This window comes from Micromonospora inyonensis, from assembly GCF_900091415.1.
Classification (GTDB): Bacteria; Actinomycetota; Actinomycetes; order Mycobacteriales; family Micromonosporaceae; genus Micromonospora; species Micromonospora inyonensis.
Window position 1 is genome coordinate 159,541 of the sequence record NZ_FMHU01000001.1, and the last position, 16,787, is coordinate 176,327.

Annotated in this window: 11 protein-coding genes; 3 read left to right on the forward strand and 8 right to left on the reverse strand. The window is 72.7% G+C overall.

What is annotated here, in order from left to right; translation table 11 throughout:
• Positions 1-46 precede the first annotated feature (46 nt).
• From rho to argS, 8 genes are all read right to left on the reverse strand, one after another.
• Positions 47-2,209 carry a transcription termination factor Rho gene (rho, locus tag GA0074694_RS00770; protein WP_091450885.1) on the reverse strand — a complete coding sequence of 721 codons (2,163 nt, stop codon included), beginning with the start codon at positions 2,207-2,209 and terminating at the stop codon, positions 47-49.
• 297 nt (positions 2,210-2,506) lie between these two features.
• The gene (thrB, locus tag GA0074694_RS00775; RefSeq protein ID WP_091450889.1) at positions 2,507-3,451 is read right to left on the reverse strand and encodes a homoserine kinase; all 945 of its coding nucleotides are present in this window, start codon (positions 3,449-3,451) and stop codon (positions 2,507-2,509) included.
• Between the two features lie 53 nt (positions 3,452-3,504).
• On the reverse strand, positions 3,505-4,749 hold the full coding sequence (locus GA0074694_RS00780; protein WP_091450892.1) for an MFS transporter: 1,245 nt from the start codon (positions 4,747-4,749) through the stop codon (positions 3,505-3,507).
• 113 nt (positions 4,750-4,862) lie between these two features.
• A complete protein-coding gene (locus tag GA0074694_RS00785) occupies positions 4,863-8,129 on the reverse strand; it encodes an efflux RND transporter permease subunit (RefSeq protein ID WP_091450895.1) in 3,267 nt (1,088 codons plus the stop codon).
• Positions 8,130-8,308: 179 nt separating this feature from the next.
• Complete coding sequence (gene thrC, locus GA0074694_RS00790; protein WP_091450898.1) at positions 8,309-9,358, reverse strand: threonine synthase; 1,050 nt, start codon at positions 9,356-9,358, stop codon at positions 8,309-8,311.
• A gap of 189 nt (positions 9,359-9,547) precedes the next feature.
• A complete protein-coding gene (locus GA0074694_RS00795; RefSeq protein ID WP_176737911.1) occupies positions 9,548-10,861 on the reverse strand; it encodes a homoserine dehydrogenase in 1,314 nt (437 codons plus the stop codon).
• A gap of 8 nt (positions 10,862-10,869) precedes the next feature.
• Entirely contained in the window at positions 10,870-12,285 is a 1,416-nt protein-coding gene (lysA, locus tag GA0074694_RS00800; RefSeq protein WP_091450903.1) for a diaminopimelate decarboxylase, read from the reverse strand.
• Positions 12,286-12,404: 119 nt separating this feature from the next.
• Positions 12,405-14,069, reverse strand: a complete 1,665-nt coding sequence (gene argS / locus GA0074694_RS00805) for an arginine--tRNA ligase (protein WP_091450906.1) — start codon at positions 14,067-14,069, stop codon at positions 12,405-12,407.
• 98 nt (positions 14,070-14,167) lie between these two features.
• On the opposite strand from argS, the gene GA0074694_RS00810 reads away from it, so the two are divergent.
• From GA0074694_RS00810 to GA0074694_RS00820, 3 genes are all read left to right on the forward strand, one after another.
• A complete protein-coding gene (locus tag GA0074694_RS00810) occupies positions 14,168-14,989 on the forward strand; it encodes a thioredoxin-like domain-containing protein (RefSeq protein WP_091450909.1) in 822 nt (273 codons plus the stop codon).
• A 4-nt stretch (positions 14,990-14,993) separates the two neighbouring features.
• Complete coding sequence (locus GA0074694_RS00815) at positions 14,994-15,659, forward strand: DUF305 domain-containing protein (protein ID WP_091450912.1); 666 nt, start codon at positions 14,994-14,996, stop codon at positions 15,657-15,659.
• 225 nt (positions 15,660-15,884) lie between these two features.
• Complete coding sequence (locus tag GA0074694_RS00820) at positions 15,885-16,604, forward strand: winged helix-turn-helix domain-containing protein (RefSeq protein ID WP_091450915.1); 720 nt, start codon at positions 15,885-15,887, stop codon at positions 16,602-16,604.
• Positions 16,605-16,787 lie beyond the last annotated feature (183 nt).

The window sequence follows — 16,787 nt, forward strand, 5'->3', positions numbered from 1 at the left end:
GCACGACCGCGAACGGTCGTGCCCCTTCCCCAGGTGACCCGGCGGGTTACTCGCCCGGCGTCGACTTGGCGATCTGCATCAGGAACTCGATGTTGGTCCGGGACTGCTTGAGCCGGTCCAGCAGCAGGTCCAGCGCCGCCTGCGAGTCCAGCGAGTGCAGGACCTTGCGGAGCTTGTGCGTGATGGCCAGTTCCTCCGGCGCGAGCAGGATCTCCTCCTTACGGGTGCCGGAGGTGTGGATGTCGATGGCCGGGAAGACCCGCTTGTCGGCGATCTTCCGGTCCAGCTTCAGCTCGGCGTTGCCGGTGCCCTTGAACTCCTCGAAGATGACCGTGTCCATCACCGACCCGGTCTCGACCAGGGCGGTGGCGAGGATGGTCAGCGAGCCGCCGTTCTCGATGTTCCGCGCCGCGCCGAGGAAACGCTTCGGCGGGTAGAGCGCGGTCGAGTCGATACCGCCCGACATGATCCGGCCGCTGGCCGGAGCCGCCAGGTTGTACGACCGGCCGAGCCGGGTCACCGAGTCGAGCAGCACGACCACGTCGTGCCCCAGCTCGACCAGGCGCTTGGCCCGCTCGATCGCCAGCTCGGCGACGGTGGTGTGGTCCTGCGGCGGACGGTCGAAGGTGGCCGCGACAACCTCGCCCTTGACCGAGCGCTGCATGTCGGTGACCTCTTCGGGCCGCTCGTCGATCAGCACCACCATCAGGTGGCACTCCGGGTTGTTGTGGGTGATCGCGTTGGCGATCGCCTGCAACACCATGGTCTTACCGGCCTTGGGCGGCGACATGATCAGCGCCCGCTGGCCCTTGCCGATCGGCGTGACCAGGTCGATCACCCGGGTGGTGAGGATGTGCGGCTCGGTCTCCAGCCGCAGCCGCTCCTGCGGGTAGAGCGGGGTGAGCTTGTAGAACTCCGGACGGCGGCGGGCCTCCTCCGGCTCCATGCCGTTGACCGAGTCCAGCCGGACCAGCGGGTTGTACTTGTCCCGCCGCTGCTCGCCGTCGCGCGCCGCGCGCACCGCACCGGTGATGGCGTCGCCACGCCGCAGGCCGTACTTCTTGACCTGGGACATCGAGACGTACACGTCGTTCGGGCCGGCCAGGTAGCCGGTGGTCCGGACGAAGGCGTAGTTGTCCAGCACGTCGATGATGCCGGCCACCGGGACGAGCACGTCGTCCTCGCTGACCTGGGGCTCGCGTCCGCCGCTGGCGACGGCGTCCCCGCCGGTCTCGTTGCGCTCGCCACGGCCCCGGCGACGGTCCCGGAACCGGCTGCGCCGGCCGCGCCGGCCGCCGCCCTCGCCGTCGTCGTCGACGTCGGTGTCGCGGTCCCGGTCGCCGCGCTGGCCCCGTTCGGTCCGGTCGCCGCGCTCGTTACGGTCGGCCCGCTCGCCGCGCTCCGTGCGCTCGTTGCGGTCGCTCCGCTCGCCGCGCTCGGCCCGCTCGTTGCGCTCGCCCCGCTCGGTCCGCTCGGTACGGTCACCGCGCTCGGTCCGCTCACCGCGCTCGGCCCGGTCGTTGCGCTCGGTCCGCTCACCGCGCTCGGCCCGGTCGTTGCGCTCGGTCCGCTCACCGCGCTCGGCCCGGTCGTTGCGCTCGGTCCGCTCACCGCGCTCGGCCCGGTCGTTGCGCTCGGTCCGCTCGCCACGCTCGGCCCGGTCGTTGCGCTCGGCCCGGTCACCACGCTCCGCCCGCTCACCGCGGTCACCACGCTCCGCCCGCTCGCCACGCTCGGGGCGCTCGGCGGTCTCCGGGGTGACGGCCCCGCGCGGCTCCGCCTCGGTGGTGACCGGGGCGGCGGCAGCGGTCGCGGCGGCGCGCTCGGCGGTGGTCGCGGCCCGGCTGCGCCGGCTCCGTGGCCGGGATTCGGCCTCGGCCGGAGCGGTCGCCGGCTCCGCGGTCTCCCGCACGTCCGCCCGGATCTCCTCGCGGACGGGCGCGGCGGCTGCGGCCGCCACCTCGGCACGCGGTCGAGGGGCCCCGGCGGCGGCACCGCCCTGCCGCTCGGTGATGGCGCTGATCAGCTCAACCTTGCGCATGCGTGCAGTGCCGGAGATGCCGAGCGACGCGGCCAGGCTCTGCAGCTCCGGCAGCAGCATCGCTGACAGACCGGTGCCGCTGCGCCGACGACGGGCAGGGGCGGCGGCGGTGGTGGCTTCGCCAGCGACGTTGGAAACATCCGACGTCACGTCGGTGGTGTCGCTCAATGGATTCCTTCCCTCGATAGGCCGGGGTCGCCCGGGGTCAAGAGCTCAGGTGGCCGGGCGGCCTCGGTGCACCCGTGTCGCATGACGCGCCGCGGGAGTCTGTGACACAGCAGCCGGTCGGTTTCCCGACCCACCAACTTCGGCGGGTAGGTCTCGCCGTCTGCGGCGACCTGCGGAAACTGCGGTACGGCGTGGGCCTAGGCAGAGGTGAGACGGGCTGACCGCCGAGAGCTTCGGGGGTGCGCCGACCCGCAGGAAGATCGCATGCTTCGCGGCTGTGCTAAGTCTAGAGCGTAATCAACTCATACGACCTGCGGCAACAGGGTCCCGCTCGGCGTGTCCGAGTCTACCCTGACTGACCCGGGCACCGCTGCTGTCCACTGGTAACCGCCAGAGGTGCCATCCTGTTCCCGGCTCGAAGCCCGCTCCGGGATCGGTCAACGCCAGCACCGTCGGCCCCGCCCCACTGACCACGGCCGCCACACCGGCCTCCCGCAACGCGGTGACCAGCGCATACGTCGCCGGCATCCCCTCGGCGCGGTAGTGCTGGTGCAGCCGGTCCTCGGTCGCCGGCAGCAGCAGTGCCGGGTCGGCGGTCAGCGCGTGCACCAGCAGCGCGGCCCGGCCGGCGGTCAGCGCGGCGTCCGCGTGCGGCACCGAGGCCGGCAGCGCCGCCCGCGCCGTCGCGGTGAGCCCCCGCTCCTGCGGTACGAACACCGTGGGGCTCACCCCGGCCGCCGGGGCGAGCGAGACCGCCCGCGCGCCGGTCTGCTCGGTCCAGGCCACGGTGAAGCCGCCCAGCAGGCAGGGTGCCACATTGTCCGGATGGCCCTCGATGTCGGCGGCCAGTCGCAGCGCCCCGGCGTCGTCGAGGCGTTCCGCCCCGTCGGCCACCAGTGCGCGGGCGAGCAGCACCCCGGCCACGATCGCCGCCGAGGAGGAGCCCAGCCCTCGGGCCTGCGGGATGCGGTTGACGCACTCCACAGCCAGTCCGGCGGGCTGGCCGCCGAGGGCGTCGAAGGCGACGCGCATGGCGCGCACCACCAGGTGCCGGTCGTCGTCGGGCAGCTCACCGGCCCCCTGGCCGGTCACCGCCACCCGCACGCCACCGGTGGTCACCTCGGCGGCGACGTCGTCGTGAAGACCGAGCGCGAGGCCGAGCGCGTCGAAACCCGGCCCCAGGTTGGCGCTGGTCGCGGGGACCCGGACCCGGACGGGACCGGAGGCGAAGTTGAGGGACACGGCTAGATGCTAGGGCGCGGATCCGACAGTTGGGGGGCCGGGACACCCCGGGTTCACCGGGACGTGACCGGATCCACGGCCGCGGGGTCCCCGGTCAGCGAGAGCCGGCGGGTGGCGACCCGCCAGCCGATCGCGTACACCAGGGTGGTCAGGCCGCAGCCGGCCAGCACGACCCGCTCGTCGACGGAGTCGACCAGGGCCGCCACCACCAGTTGGCTGACCGAGATGGCCAGCGTCGCCAGCATCATGTCGGTGGCGAAGACCCGGCCGCGCAACCGGTCCGGCACCTCGCCCTGGAGCGCGAAGTTCGACATCACCCAGTTGCTGCCCCCGGCGAAGTGCGCCACGAAGACCAGCACCAGGACCAGCGGGAACCAGCCGGTGAGCGCGACCCCGACGTAGGACAGGCCGTAGGCGGACATGGACAGCGCCAGTCCGGTCAGCAGCCAGCGGCGGTTGGTCAGCACCCGGCGCATCAGGATCGGACCGACCAGCGCTCCCGCGCCGCGCAGGGCGAAGAGCAGACCCGTGCCGACCGCGCCCACCCCGTACAGGCCGGCCAGCAGGGGAAAGACGGTCAGCACCCCGTTGCCGAGGCCGACCGCCGACTTCACGGTGACAAGGGCGAGCACCCGGGGACGGTGGGCGATGTAGGCCAACGCCTCACGGATCGCCGCCCAGGTCCGCTGGACCGGCTCGGTGTGGTCGCGGGGCACCTGCAGCGGCCGGCGGATCAGCGCGGTCAGGCTGGCGGCGAGCGCCAGGGCCCCCGCCGCCACCCAGAAGCAGACGTACGGACCGAACGCCGCGCTGAGCAGGCCGCCCAGGGAGGCTCCGACCACGGTCATCGTGCCCCAGGCGGAGCCGGCGACGGCGTTGCCGGCGGCCAGCTCGTCCGGGTCGAGGACGTTCGGCAGGGCCGCCTGCGCGGCCGGCGAGTAGAACGCCTTCGCCACCGCGATCACGGAGATCGCCAGCATGGCCAGCCAGGCCGTGTCGGAGGTGCGGACGGCGAGCAGGAGCAGCGCGCCGACCAGGGCGGCACCGTTCGCCGCCATGAGGATCCGCCGACGGTCGAACCGGTCGGCGATGGTGCCGGTGTAGGGCAGCAGCAGTGCCACGACCCCGGTGTCGACGGCGAGCACCAGCGCGCCCCACACCCCACTGCCGGTCAGCTCCGGCAGGAGCACCAGCAGGGGGACCATGACGAACCAGTCCGCGCCGAACACCACCAGCTCGGCGAGAAAGAGGATGCGGAAGTTGCGGTTCCGGCTGAGGACGGAGAGTGTCGACGCCACGTGCCCACACGCTACCCGCCGCGGCCGACGCCGTGGGGCACCGGTCGCCGGCCTGGTCACCCGTCCCGTTGGGCGTCCCCGGTACGGCGGCGGGCCGTACCGGGGACGCGGGGTCACTCCTGCGGGGGCAGCGGCGAGTGCCGGCTCTTCGGCAGCCGCAGCACCTCGAACTGGTCGGTGCCGTCGACCAGCGCCGCCGAGGGCGCCGGGCGGGCCGGCTCGTCCCCGGACGCCACGGCCGACGCCGGACCGGCGGCGACGGTGACCGGCTCGGGTGACTCGGTCTCCGCCGGCTCCCCGGCGACCGGAGCGCTGCCGTCGCCGGCCGCCGCCCGCCGGGCCAGCCGCCGCTCCTTGCGGCCCTCCACCATGGTGTAGAGGGTCGGCACCAGCACCAGCGTGAGCAGGGTCGAGCTGAGCAGGCCGCCGATCACCACGATGGCCAGCGGCTGGGAGATGAAGCCACCCTCGCCGGTGAGGCCGAAGGCCATCGGCAGCAGCGCGAAGATGGTCGCCACCGCGGTCATCAGGATCGGCCGCAGTCGGCGCCGGCCGCCCTCGACGACCGCTTCCCGCACGCTCATCCCCTGCGCCCGGTACTGGTTGATCAGATCCAGCAGGACGATCGCGTTGGTGACCACGATGCCGACCAGCATCAGCACACCGATCAGTGCCGGCACGCCCATCGGGGTGCCGGTGAGCAGCAGCAGTCCGATCGCGCCGGTCGCCGCGAAGGGGATCGACACCAGCAGGATCAGCGGCTGCACCAGGCTGCGGAACGTCGCTACCATGATCAGGAAGACGATCGCGATCGCGGCCAGCACGGCCAGCCCCAGGTCGGCGAAGGCCTCCTCCTGGTCGGCGCTGACCCCGCCGACGCTCAGGCTCGCCCCCGGCACGTCGATCCCGTCCAGCTTCTCGCGCAGCGCCTGGGTGGTCGCTCCGAGGTTGGAGCCGGTCGCCGTTCCGGTCACCGTGACGCTGCGCTCGCCGTCGATCCGGGTGACCTGCTGCGGCCCCTCGACCTGCCGCACGTCGGCGATGGCGTCCAGGGTGACCGCGCCGACCCGGAGCTGCCGGAGCTGCTCCACGGTGGCCGGTGGGGCGGCGGCGAAGCGGAGCACCACGTCCCGCTGTCCACTGTCGAGGGTGATCCGACCCACCGGGCTGCCCCGGAACGCCTGCCCGACGAGCTGGCCCACGGCCGCCTCGGTCAGTCCGGCGCGGGCGGCGGCCACCCGGTCGACGGTGACGTCGATCCGGGGCACCCGCTCGGCCAGGCTGGACGAGACGTCCTCGACGTCGTCCAGCTCGGCCATGGCCTTCCGGGCCTCCTCGGCGGCGCGGGCGAGCACCTCCGGGTCGCTGGCCTGGACGACCACCGCGAGCTGGTTGGCCGAGGCACCGCCCTGGGCGCTGCCGAAGCTGATCTCGCCGGCGCCCGCGCCGAGCGTGTCGAACTCCCGGCGCAGCTCCTCCCGGAGCCGCTCGGCGTCGGTGTCCCCGTCGAGCGCGACGACGTAGCTGGCGGTGCTGTTGCCGCCCCCGCCCTCCCAGGGCAGGCCGCTGCCACCGATGGTGACCTGGTACGTCTCGACGCCCTCGGTCCGCTCCAGCACCGCCTCGACCCGGCGGGCCGCCTCGTCGGTACCGGCCAGTCCGGTACCCACCGGCAGCTTCTGGCTGATGTTCAGGGTGTCCTGGCCGGAGTCGTCGATGAAGTTGGTCTCCAGCCGGGTGGCCAGCCCGAAGGTGCCCAGCAGCACCACCAGGCCGATCGCCACCGTGGCCCACCGCCGTCGGGTGGCGAACCCGATCACCGGCAGGTACGCCCGCTGGAGCGGGTTGCGCAGCTCCTTCTCCTCCGCCTCGCGGCGCACCGCCTCGGCGTCGACCGTGCCGCCGACCGGCTTGAGGAACCAGTACGCCAGCACCGGGATGACGGTCAGCGAGACCAGCAGCGAGGCGAGCAGCGCCACCGTGACGGTGATCGCGAACGGCGCGAAGAGCTGCCCGACGAAGCCCCCGACCAGGGCGATCGGGGCGAACACCGCGACCGTGGTGAGCGTGGAGGCGGTCACCGCGCCGGAGACCTCCCGCACGGCGGTGAGGATCGCCCGGCGTTTCGGCTCGCCGTACTCCAGGTGGCGTTTGATGTTCTCCAGCACCACGATCGAGTCGTCCACCACCCGGCCGACCGCGATGGTCAACGCGCCGAGGGTGAGCAGGTTCAGCGAGTACTCCCCGCTCCAGAGCGCCAGCAGGGCCACCAGCACGGACAGCGGGATGGAGACCGAGGTGACCAGGGTGGAGCGGACGGAGACCAGGAAGACCAGGATGACGATGACCGCCATGACCAGGCCGAGCAGACCCTCGGTGGTCAGGCTCTCGATGGACTCCTCCACGAAGGGCGCCTGGTCGAAGACGACGGTCAGCTCGGCGCCGGAGGCGGCCTCCAGCTCGGCGAGACGGTCCCGGATGTCGTGGGAGATGGCCACCGCGTTGCCGTCCGGGGTGGCGGTGACGGCGATGCCCAGGCTGTCCCGGCCGTTGGTGCGGGTGACCGAGGTGGGCGGCGCGAGCTGCTCGGTCACCGTGGCCACGTCGGCGAGGCGGACCGGCGCACCGCCCCGGGCGGCCGGGGCGAGCACGATGCCGCGCAGGTCGTCGAGGGTGGCCAGCGGGGTGCCGACCTGGACGGTCAGCGACCGTCCACCCTCGACCACCGCACCGGCCGGCACGGTGATCCCGTTGGTCTGCAACGCCGCGCCGATCGCGGTGGGCTGCAACCGCGCGGCGGCCAGCCTGGCCGGGTCCGGCGTGATCACCACCAGGTCGTCGCGGGTGCCGGTCAGGTCGACGGTACGGACACCCTCGACCGCCTTCAGCTCGGGCAGCACCGCGCTTTTCAGCTTGCCGGCGAGGGCACGCGGGTCGTCGCCGCCTCCGGAGGCGGCGATCACGACGGCGGGCAGGTCGTCCGTGCTGCCGGCGAGCACCTGCGGCTCGACGTCCGTGGGGAGCTGACCCTGGATGCGGTTGACGGCGGTCTGCATCTTGCTGACCATGTCGTCCACGTCGGTGCCGAACTCGTACTGCACGACGACGGTCGCGGAGCCCTCATGGGAGGTGGAGGTGATCTCCTCGACCCCCGGGATGCCCTGGAGGCTGTTCTCGACCGGCTCGGTGACCTGGGATTCGACCACCTCCGGGCCGGCACCGGGATAGGTCGCGACCACGAACGCGGCAGGGAACTCCAGCGACGGCAGGAGTTGCTGCTTGAGCGACGGCACGGCGAACAACCCGAACGCCGTGGTCACCACCGCGATGAGGGCGACCAGCCCTCGGTTGGCGAGGCTCAATCTGGCGAGCAGTGACATCGGCGTGGCTCACTCCTGGAGTATGGGTTGGCTCGGTACGGCTAGTCTGCCCGACCGAGACAACGCTCCCACCACTGGGGTCACCGTGAGGAAACTCAGCGTGACCAGCTCTTTTCCCGCCAGCGTCCACGACACGCCCCCGGGGCCGGGGGAGACCCGGCCCCGATTGGGTTACGAGGTCAGGCCAGGTCGAGGGAGCGGGCCGCGGCAAGCGGGTCGTTGCCGATGGTGATCGGGGCGGGCGCCGTGGAGATCGCCCACTCCGGGTCCTTCAGCCCGTGCCCGGTGACCGTGCAGACCACGGTCGACCCGGCCGGCACCCGGCCCGCCGCCGCCTGCTGGAGCAGCCCCGCCACGCTGGCCGCGCTGCCCAGCTCGACGAAGACCCCGACCTCCCGGGCGAGCAGCCGGTACGCGGTGAGGATCTCCCGGTCGGAGACCGCGGCGATCAGCCCGCCCGAGGCGTCCCGGGCGTCGATCGCCTTCGTCCAGCTCGCCGGGTTGCCGATCCGGATCGCGGTGGCGATGGTGGACGGCTCGTGCACCACCTGGCCGGTGACGATCGGGGCCGCGCCGGCCGCCTGGAAGCCGTACATCCTCGGGACGCGGGTGGTGGTGCCGGCGGCCAGTTCCTCGGAGTAGCCCATCCAGTAGGCCGAGATGTTGCCGGCATTGCCCACCGGCAGGCAGTGGATGTCCGGGGCGTCACCGAGCGCCGCGACGATCTCGAAGGCGGCGGTCTTCTGCCCGTGCAGCCGGTCGGGGTTGACCGAGTTGACCAGCGCGACCGGGTAGTCCTGGGCGAGCTTGGCGGCCAGCGACAGGCAGTCGTCGAAGTTGCCCTGCACCTGGAGCAGCTTCGCGCCGTGCACCAGCGCCTGGGCCAGCTTGCCCAGGGCGATCTTGCCCTGCGGCACGAGCACCGCGCAGGTCAGCCCGGCGCGGGCCGCGTACGCCGCGGCGGAGGCGCTGGTGTTGCCGGTGGAGGCGCAGATGATCGCCTTGTTGCCCGCCTCGATCGCCTTGGAGACGGCGACGGTCATCCCCCGGTCCTTGAACGAGCCCGTCGGGTTGGCCCCCTCCACCTTGAGGTGCACGTCGCAGCCGAGCCGGCTGGAGAGCACCGGCGCGGGCAGCAGCGGCGTGTTCCCCTCGTGCAGGGTGACGACGGGCGTGGCGTCGGTGACCGGCAGCCGCTCCCGGTACTCCTCGATCAGACCCCGCCACATATCGCTCTCCTCGTGTTCCGCGTGCACCCGCCGGACCAGCCCAGCCTGGACCAGTCTCCCGGCCAGCGGGAGAGCGGACCCGGGAATAACCACTTGGCGGGACGGGGTGAACCCGGCTCGGCTACCGGCGGCGGCCACTCCCCGCAGCCGACCGGGACGGCTCGGTCCAGGCGCCGGGGCGCTGGTCGCTCACTCGCCACCCTCGACCCGCAGCACGCTGGCGATCGACCGGACCGCGTCCAGGCCACGCAGGTCCTCGACGGTGGCGGCCAGCGCGGCGTCCGGGGCGGTGTGCGTCACGATCACCAGCACCGCGTCCGCGCCCCGGCCGGCGGGCTCGGTGCCGGCGGGCGCCTGCCGCACCGTGGCGATCGACACGTCGTGCCGGGCGAAGACGCCGGCCACGGCGGCCAGCACACCCGGCTTGTCCGCCACGTCCAGGCTGACGTGGTACCGGGTGAGCGCCTCCCCCATCGGCCGGACCGCCAGGTCGGCGTAGGCGGACTCGCTGGGCGCGCGCACCCCGGCGAGCCGGTTGCGGCAGACCGCCACCACGTCGCCGAGGACGGCGCTCGCGGTGGCCGCGCCGCCGGCTCCCCGGCCGTAGAACATCAGCGGCCCGGCCGCCTCCGCCTCGACGAAGACCGCGTTGTACGCGTCGCCGACGCTGGCCAGCGGGTGGCTGAGCGGGATCATCGCCGGGTGCACCCGGACGCTGACCGACTCCCGGCCGGCCGCGTCGGTGCCCCGGGCGGCGATGCAGAGCAGCTTGATCGTGCAACCCATCGCCTTGGCGCTGGCCATGTCGGCGGCGGTGACCTCGGTGATCCCCTCCCGGTGCACGTCGGCCGCACCGACCCGGGTGTGGAACGCCAGCGAGGCCAGGATCGCCGCCTTCGCCGCCGCGTCGAAGCCCTCCACGTCGGCGGTCGGGTCGGCCTCGGCGTACCCCAGTTCGGTCGCCTCCTCCAGCGCCTCGGCGAAGCCGGCACCGGTGGCGTCCATGGCGGAGAGGATGAAGTTGGTGGTGCCGTTGACGATGCCGGTGACCCGGTTGATCCGGTCGCCGTGCAGCGACTCGCGCAGCGGACGCAGCAGCGGGATGGCCCCGGCCACGGCGGCCTCGTAGTAGAGGTCCGCGCCGCCGTCCGCCGCCGCGTCGTGCAGCGACGCGCCGTCCTCGGCGAGCAGCGCCTTGTTGGCGGTCACCACGCTCTTGCCGGCCCGCAGCGCGTCGACCAGCCAGCTCCGGGCCGGCTCGATGCCGCCGACCACCTCGACCACCACGTCGACGTCGTCGGACTTGACCAGGCCGACCGCGTCGGTGGTGAAGAGTTCCGGGGCCACCGGCAGGTCGCCCCGGTCCCGGCCGAGCCGGCGTACGGCGATCCCGGCGATCTCCAGCGGCGCGCCGATCCGGGCCGCCAGGTCAGCCGACTGCTCGTGCAGCAGCCGGACCACCTCGCTGCCCACGGTGCCGCAGCCGAGTATCGCCAAACGCAGGGGTGAACTCATCCCACATCCAATGCCAGCAGGTCCGCTTCCGTCTCCCGCCGGACGATCAGCCGGGCCTGGCCGTCCCGCACGGCCACGACCGGGGGTCGGGGCACGTGGTTGTAGTTGCTGGCCATGCTCCGGCAGTAGGCGCCGGTACCGGGCACCGCGACAAGATCTCCGGGCCGCACGTCGGCGGGCAGGAATTCATCCTTCACCACGATGTCCCCGGACTCACAGTGCTTTCCCACCACGCGGGCGAGCAGCGGTTCTGCGGACGAGGCCCGGGAGGCCACCGTCGCCGAGTACGAGGCGTCGTAGAGGGCGGTCCGGATGTTGTCGCTCATCCCGCCGTCGACGCTGACGTAGCAACGCTGAGGTCCGTCGACTGCGCCGTTGACGGTGCCGAGCGGCACGGACTTCACCGTGCCGACCTCGTAGAGGGTGAACACCGCCGGGCCGACGATCGCACGGCCCGGCTCGATCGACAGGTGCGGCACGGCGAGCCGCTGCACCAGGCACTCCGCCTCGACGATCCGGCGTAGCCGCTTGGCCAGTTCCTGGGGCGCGGCCGGGTCGTCCTGGGTGGTGTACGCGATGCCGAAGCCGCCGCCGAGGTCCAGCTCGGGCAGCTCCACGCCCCGGGCGTCGCGGATCTGCGCCTGGAGCCCGAGCACCCGGCGGGCGGAGACCTCGAACCCGTCGGTGTCGAAGATCTGCGAGCCGATGTGCGAGTGCAGGCCACGCAGCTCCAGCACGTCCTCGTCGAGGATCCGCAGGGCCGCCGTGCTGGCGGCCCCGCCCGCGAGGGAGAAGCCGAACTTCTGGTCCTCGTGGGCGGTGGCGATGAACTCGTGGGTGTGCGCCTCCACGCCGACGGTGACCCGGACCAGCACCCGGGGCCGGACCCCACGCTCGCGGGCCAGCGCGGTGAGCCGGTCGATCTCGTCGAACGAGTCGAGGATGATCCGGCCCACGCGAGCGTCCACCGCCCGGGTGAGTTCGGACACGGACTTGTTGTTGCCGTGGAAGCCGATCCGCTCCGGCGGCATGCCGGCGGCCAACGCGACCGCCAGCTCGCCGCCGGTGCAGACGTCGAGGTACATGCCCTCCTCGGCCACCATCCGGACCACCGCCCGGCAGAGGAACGCCTTGCCCGCGTAGTAGACGTCCTCGGCGGCGAAGGCGGAGCGGAAGTCGCGGCAGCGTGACCGGAGGTCGTCCTCGTCAAGCACGTACACCGGGGTGCCGAACTCGGCCGCGACCGTCCGGACGTCCAGGCCCGCGACGGTGAGCGCGCCGTCCGCGCCGCGCGTCACGTTGCGCGGCCAGAGCTGCGGCACCAGGGCGTTGACGTCGGTCGGGGTACGCAGCCACGCCGGTCCCCGGCTGCCGATGTCGCCGTGCAGCGCACCGGCCTCGTGTGCCCGCATTACTGATCTCCGCTTCGCGACTGCGGGGCTCGCAAGCTCACTCCTCGCGCTCGCACTACCTGATCTCCGCTTCGCGACTGCAGGGCTCGCAAGCTCACTCCTCGCGCTCGCATGAGGTGCTACATCCTCTCCGGGGCGGAGACGCCGAGCAGGTGCAGCCCGTTGGCGATCACCGTGCGGGTGGCGTCGTTGAGCCAGAGCCGGGCCCGGTGCAGGTCGGTGACGTCCTCGTCACCGCGCGGCAGGACCCGGCAGTTGTCGTAGAACCGGTGGTACGCCCCGGAGAGGTCCTCCAGGTAACGGGCGACCCGGTGCGGCTCGCGCAGCTCGGCGGCGGTGGCCACCACGGCGGGGAACTCGGCGAGCGCCTTGAGCAGCTCGTTCTCCTTCTCGTGGTCGAGCAGCTCGGGGCGGAACGCCTCGGCGTCGCCCCGCGCCAGGCCCACCTCGGCGGCGTTGCGGCCGACGCTGGCCGTCCGGGCGGCGACGTACTGCACGTAGTAGACCGGGTTGTCCCGGGTGGCCCGGGTCCACAGCTCCACGTCGATGTCGATCATCGAGTCGGAGGAGTAACGGGCCAGCGCGTAGCGGGAGGCGTCCACGCCGATCGCGTCGACCAGGTCCTCCAGGGTGACCACGGTGCCGGCCCGCTTGCTCATCCGCACCGGCGCGCCGTCGCGGACCAGGTTGACCAGCTGGCCGATGAGGATCTCCAGGTTGCGGGCCGGGTCGTCGCCGAAACAGGCGGCCATCGCCTTCATCCGGCCGATGTAGCCGTGGTGGTCCGCGCCGAGCATGATGACGACCCGCTCGAAGCCGCGCTCCCGCTTGTCGAGGTAGTACGCGCAGTCGGCGGCGAAGTACGTCCACTCGCCGTTGGACTTGCGCAGCACCCGGTCCTTGTCGTCGCCGAAGTCGGTGGTCCGCAGCCAGACGGCACCCTCGGTGTCGTAGACGTGACCCTGCTCACGCAGCCGGTCCAGGGCCTGGTCCAGCTCGCCCCGGTCATGCAGCGACTTCTCGTTGAAGTAGGTGTCGAACTCCACCCCGAAGTCGCGCAGCGACGATTTGATCTCGGCGAACATCAGCTCGACGCCCTCGACCCGGAAGACCTCCTGGGCCGCCGCGTCGTCCAGGCCGAGCGCGTCCGGCCGCCGGGTGAGCACCTCGGCGGCGATCTCGGCGATGTACGCCCCGCCGTAGCCGTCCTCCGGGGCCGGCTCGCCCTTCGCGGCGGCGAGCAGCGACCGGGCGAAGCGGTCGATCTGGGAGCCGGCGTCGTTGAAGTAGTACTCGGTGCCGACGTCGGCACCGGTGGCACGCAGCAGCCGGGCCAGCGCGTCGCCGACCGCCGCCCACCGGACCCCGCCGATGTGCACCGGGCCGGTCGGGTTGGCCGAGACGAACTCCAGGTTGATCCGCTCACCGGCGAGCCGGTCGCTGCGGCCGTAATCCGGACCGGCCTGGACGATCGAGCGGGCGAGCACCCCGGCGGCGGCGGCGTCGAGCCGGATGTTCAGGAAGCCCGGGCCGGCGATCTCCACCGACTTGACCCCGGGGGCCCGGCCGAGCTGCTCGGCGAGGGCGGCGGCGAGCTCCCGTGGCGGCTGCCCGACCTTCTTGGCGAGCTGGAGTGCCAGGGTGGAGGCGTAGTCGCCGTGCTCCGGGTTTCGGGGTCGTTCCACCGCCGTCCGCTCGGGCAGAGCGGAGCGGTCGAGCCCACGGTCGGTGAAGACGGCGTGGGCAGCGGATAGGACGACCTCGGCGAGTTCTGCGGGAGTCACCGAACCATGTTATCGGGGGTAGACTCGGTCACTCGTGGGCGACCCTGCACGTCATCGGCCCGCCACGCCCTCCTGACCGACCGACCTGACGAGGCACCATGAGCATCAGCACCCCGGGCGGCGACCAGCGCCGTCCGTCCGTGGTCAGCACCGGCAAGAAGCCGGCGGCCGGTAGGCCCGCGTCAGGCGGCAAGTCGGCCGGTGGGAAGACCGACGCCGCCCGGCCGGCGGGGGGCACCCGCCCGGCAGGGGCCGGCAAGGGCCCCCGGAAGCCGATCGCCCCGGTGAAGGTCAGCCAGGGTCGCTCCTGGGGCCCGATCGCGCTCTTCGTCGCCGTCGGTGTGCTGGCCGCCGCGATCATCGGCTACGGCGGCTGGGCCGCCTTCCAGGGCTCGAAGCCGTGGGAGGATCGGGCCGCCGCCATCGACGGCATCAGCAACTTCCGGAAGAGCGACCCGGATCTGGTCAAGGGTGGCAACCACCAGACCGGCGCCATCCAGTACACGGTCCTCCCGCCGGTCGCCGGCCCGCACAACGCCGCCTGGCAGAACTGCCAGGGCGACGTCTACGACGCGCAGATCGCCAACGAGCACGCGGTGCACAGCCTGGAGCACGGCGCGATCTGGATCACCTACCGCCCCGACCTGCCGGCCGAGCAGGTCGAGAAGCTGGCCGAGCGGGTGCGCGGCCAGGAGAAGATGCTGCTCAGCCCGTTCCAGGGGATCGACAAGCCGATCTCGCTCCAGGCCTGGGGGTACCAGCTCAAGGTCGACAACGCCGACGACGGTCGGATCGACGAGTTCATCAAGACGCTGCGGATCAACGCCTCGGTCGAGGGCCCGAACGCCAACTGCGGTCAGGGCATCACCGCGACCGGTGCCGCTCCGCGCGACCTCGGCGACCCGATGACGCAGGGCTGAACCGATGACCACGGCCACCACCAGGGAGAACGCGACTCCGGCCGCCGGTGACGGCGGTCGGGGGACGGCCCCGACACGGCGCTGGGGCACCGTCGCGCTCGCCGTCGCCGTCGTGCTCGGGCTCCTCCTCGGGTACACCGGCGGCCTGCTCACCCCCCGACTCACCCGGCCCGGCGACGCCTCGGCGGAGGCCGGTTTCGCCCGGGACATGACCACCCACCACGCCCAGGCGGTGGAGATGGGGCTGATCGCGTTCGACCAGGGCACCGACCCCGAGGTACGCCAGATCGGCGGCGACATCGCCACCGGCCAGCAGGGCGAGATGGGCACGATGCAGACCTGGCTGCGCTCCTGGGGCCTGGACCCGACCGGCTCCCGGCCGCGGATGTCGTGGGTGCCGGACGGCGCCGACATGATGGAGAACGGGCTGATGCCGGGCATGGCCACCCCGGAGGAGATGGCGAAGCTCCGCGCCGCCCAGGGCCGGGAGCTGGACGTCCTCTTCCTGGAGATGATGATCAGGCACCACATCGGCGGGGTGCACATGATCGACGAGGTGGTGAAGGCCACCGACGAACCCGACGTGGTCCGCAGCGCCCGGACCATGAAGAACACCCAACAGAAGGACCTGACCAACCTGGAGAACGCACTGGCGCGGCTGCGCGGCTGAGCCACCTCGCCCACGCTCCGACGATCGTCGTCCCGCCTGGCGGGGCGGCGATCGTCGTCCCGGGGCGAGAGCACCCTCCGGGGCGGACGACGGTCGACAGGATCCCGTTACCGTCGCCACCCACGACACCGCACAACTTGCGAACCTTTTGCCCGATTCGGTCGCTTCAAGCTTTTTCTACCCACATATCGTGACCAGTTGTGATTCGGGGTCGTTGCGCAGGACGTGGGGGTTGCACTCAGAGACGCACGACGCTCGGTCACCAGCTGGTGCCGGCGCCACACTATCGGCGGTGACGGAACGGTGGCAGCCGTCCGTCGCGGACAGCGGTCGGGCGAGCCGGGATCGCTCAGCCGCGAACAGGAACTCGACCTGATCGACGCCCTGCGGGGTGTCCACCCCGACGAGTTCGGCCTGGACGAGGAGCTGTGGACGCGGCAGAGCCTCACCAGCCTCATCCAGAGCCGCTACGACCGGTCCATGGACACCGGGGCGGTCGGGGCCTACCTGCGGGCCTGGGGGCTGGGCCCCCGGGAGCCGAGGGAACGGGCCTGCGGGCTCTGCGTCGGCGCGGTGGAGCACTGGGTCCGCACCGAGTACCCGGCGATCACCCGGGCCGCCCAGGAGCACCTGGCGGAGGTCTACTGGCTCGGTCGGGTCCGCCTGCGCGGCACCATGCCGGCGGCGGACGTGGTCTCCGCGGTCTCCTCCCGGGGACGGGTCCGTTTCATGATCACCACGCCGTCGGTGGACCCGCCACTCCCCCGGGACTTCGTGCTCCGGCTCAGCGGCACGGAGGAGCGGACGGTGCACGTGATCATGGACGGGTCCTGGCCGAGGAACGAGTGGCCCCGGCGGCTGCCCCGACGGATCGTGCTGCACCCGCTGCCCAGCTGCGGGCGTGCCGTGGCCGCCCGACCCGGTCGCCTCGGACCGGCGGCCTGACCCGACCCCGCCGCCGCCCGGGGCGGGCGGGAGACCGAGAGCTTCCGCCGACGGCAGTGTCCTCGACGCGGGCGGCGGCGGGCCGGCACGGATTGCCGGGACACCGTGTTTGACCAGGTACGACGTAACGTCACACCAGCCAGCGGACGGATCGCCCGATACCGATTGGGCGGTTCCGGGAAG

What these genes read in the sequence shown, in the direction of transcription:
- GA0074694_RS00785 (WP_091450895.1), bottom strand. Translation starts at nt 8,129, where the DNA reads ATGTCACTGCTCGCCAGATTGAGCCTCGCCAACCGAGGGCTGGTCGCC.
- thrC (WP_091450898.1), bottom strand. Translation starts at nt 9,358, where the DNA reads ATGTGGCGGGGTCTGATCGAGGAGTACCGGGAGCGGCTGCCGGTCACC.
- lysA (WP_091450903.1), bottom strand. Translation starts at nt 12,285, where the DNA reads ATGCGGGCACACGAGGCCGGTGCGCTGCACGGCGACATCGGCAGCCGG.
- GA0074694_RS00810 (WP_091450909.1), top strand. Translation starts at nt 14,168, where the DNA reads ATGAGCATCAGCACCCCGGGCGGCGACCAGCGCCGTCCGTCCGTGGTC.
- GA0074694_RS00815 (WP_091450912.1), top strand. Translation starts at nt 14,994, where the DNA reads ATGACCACGGCCACCACCAGGGAGAACGCGACTCCGGCCGCCGGTGAC.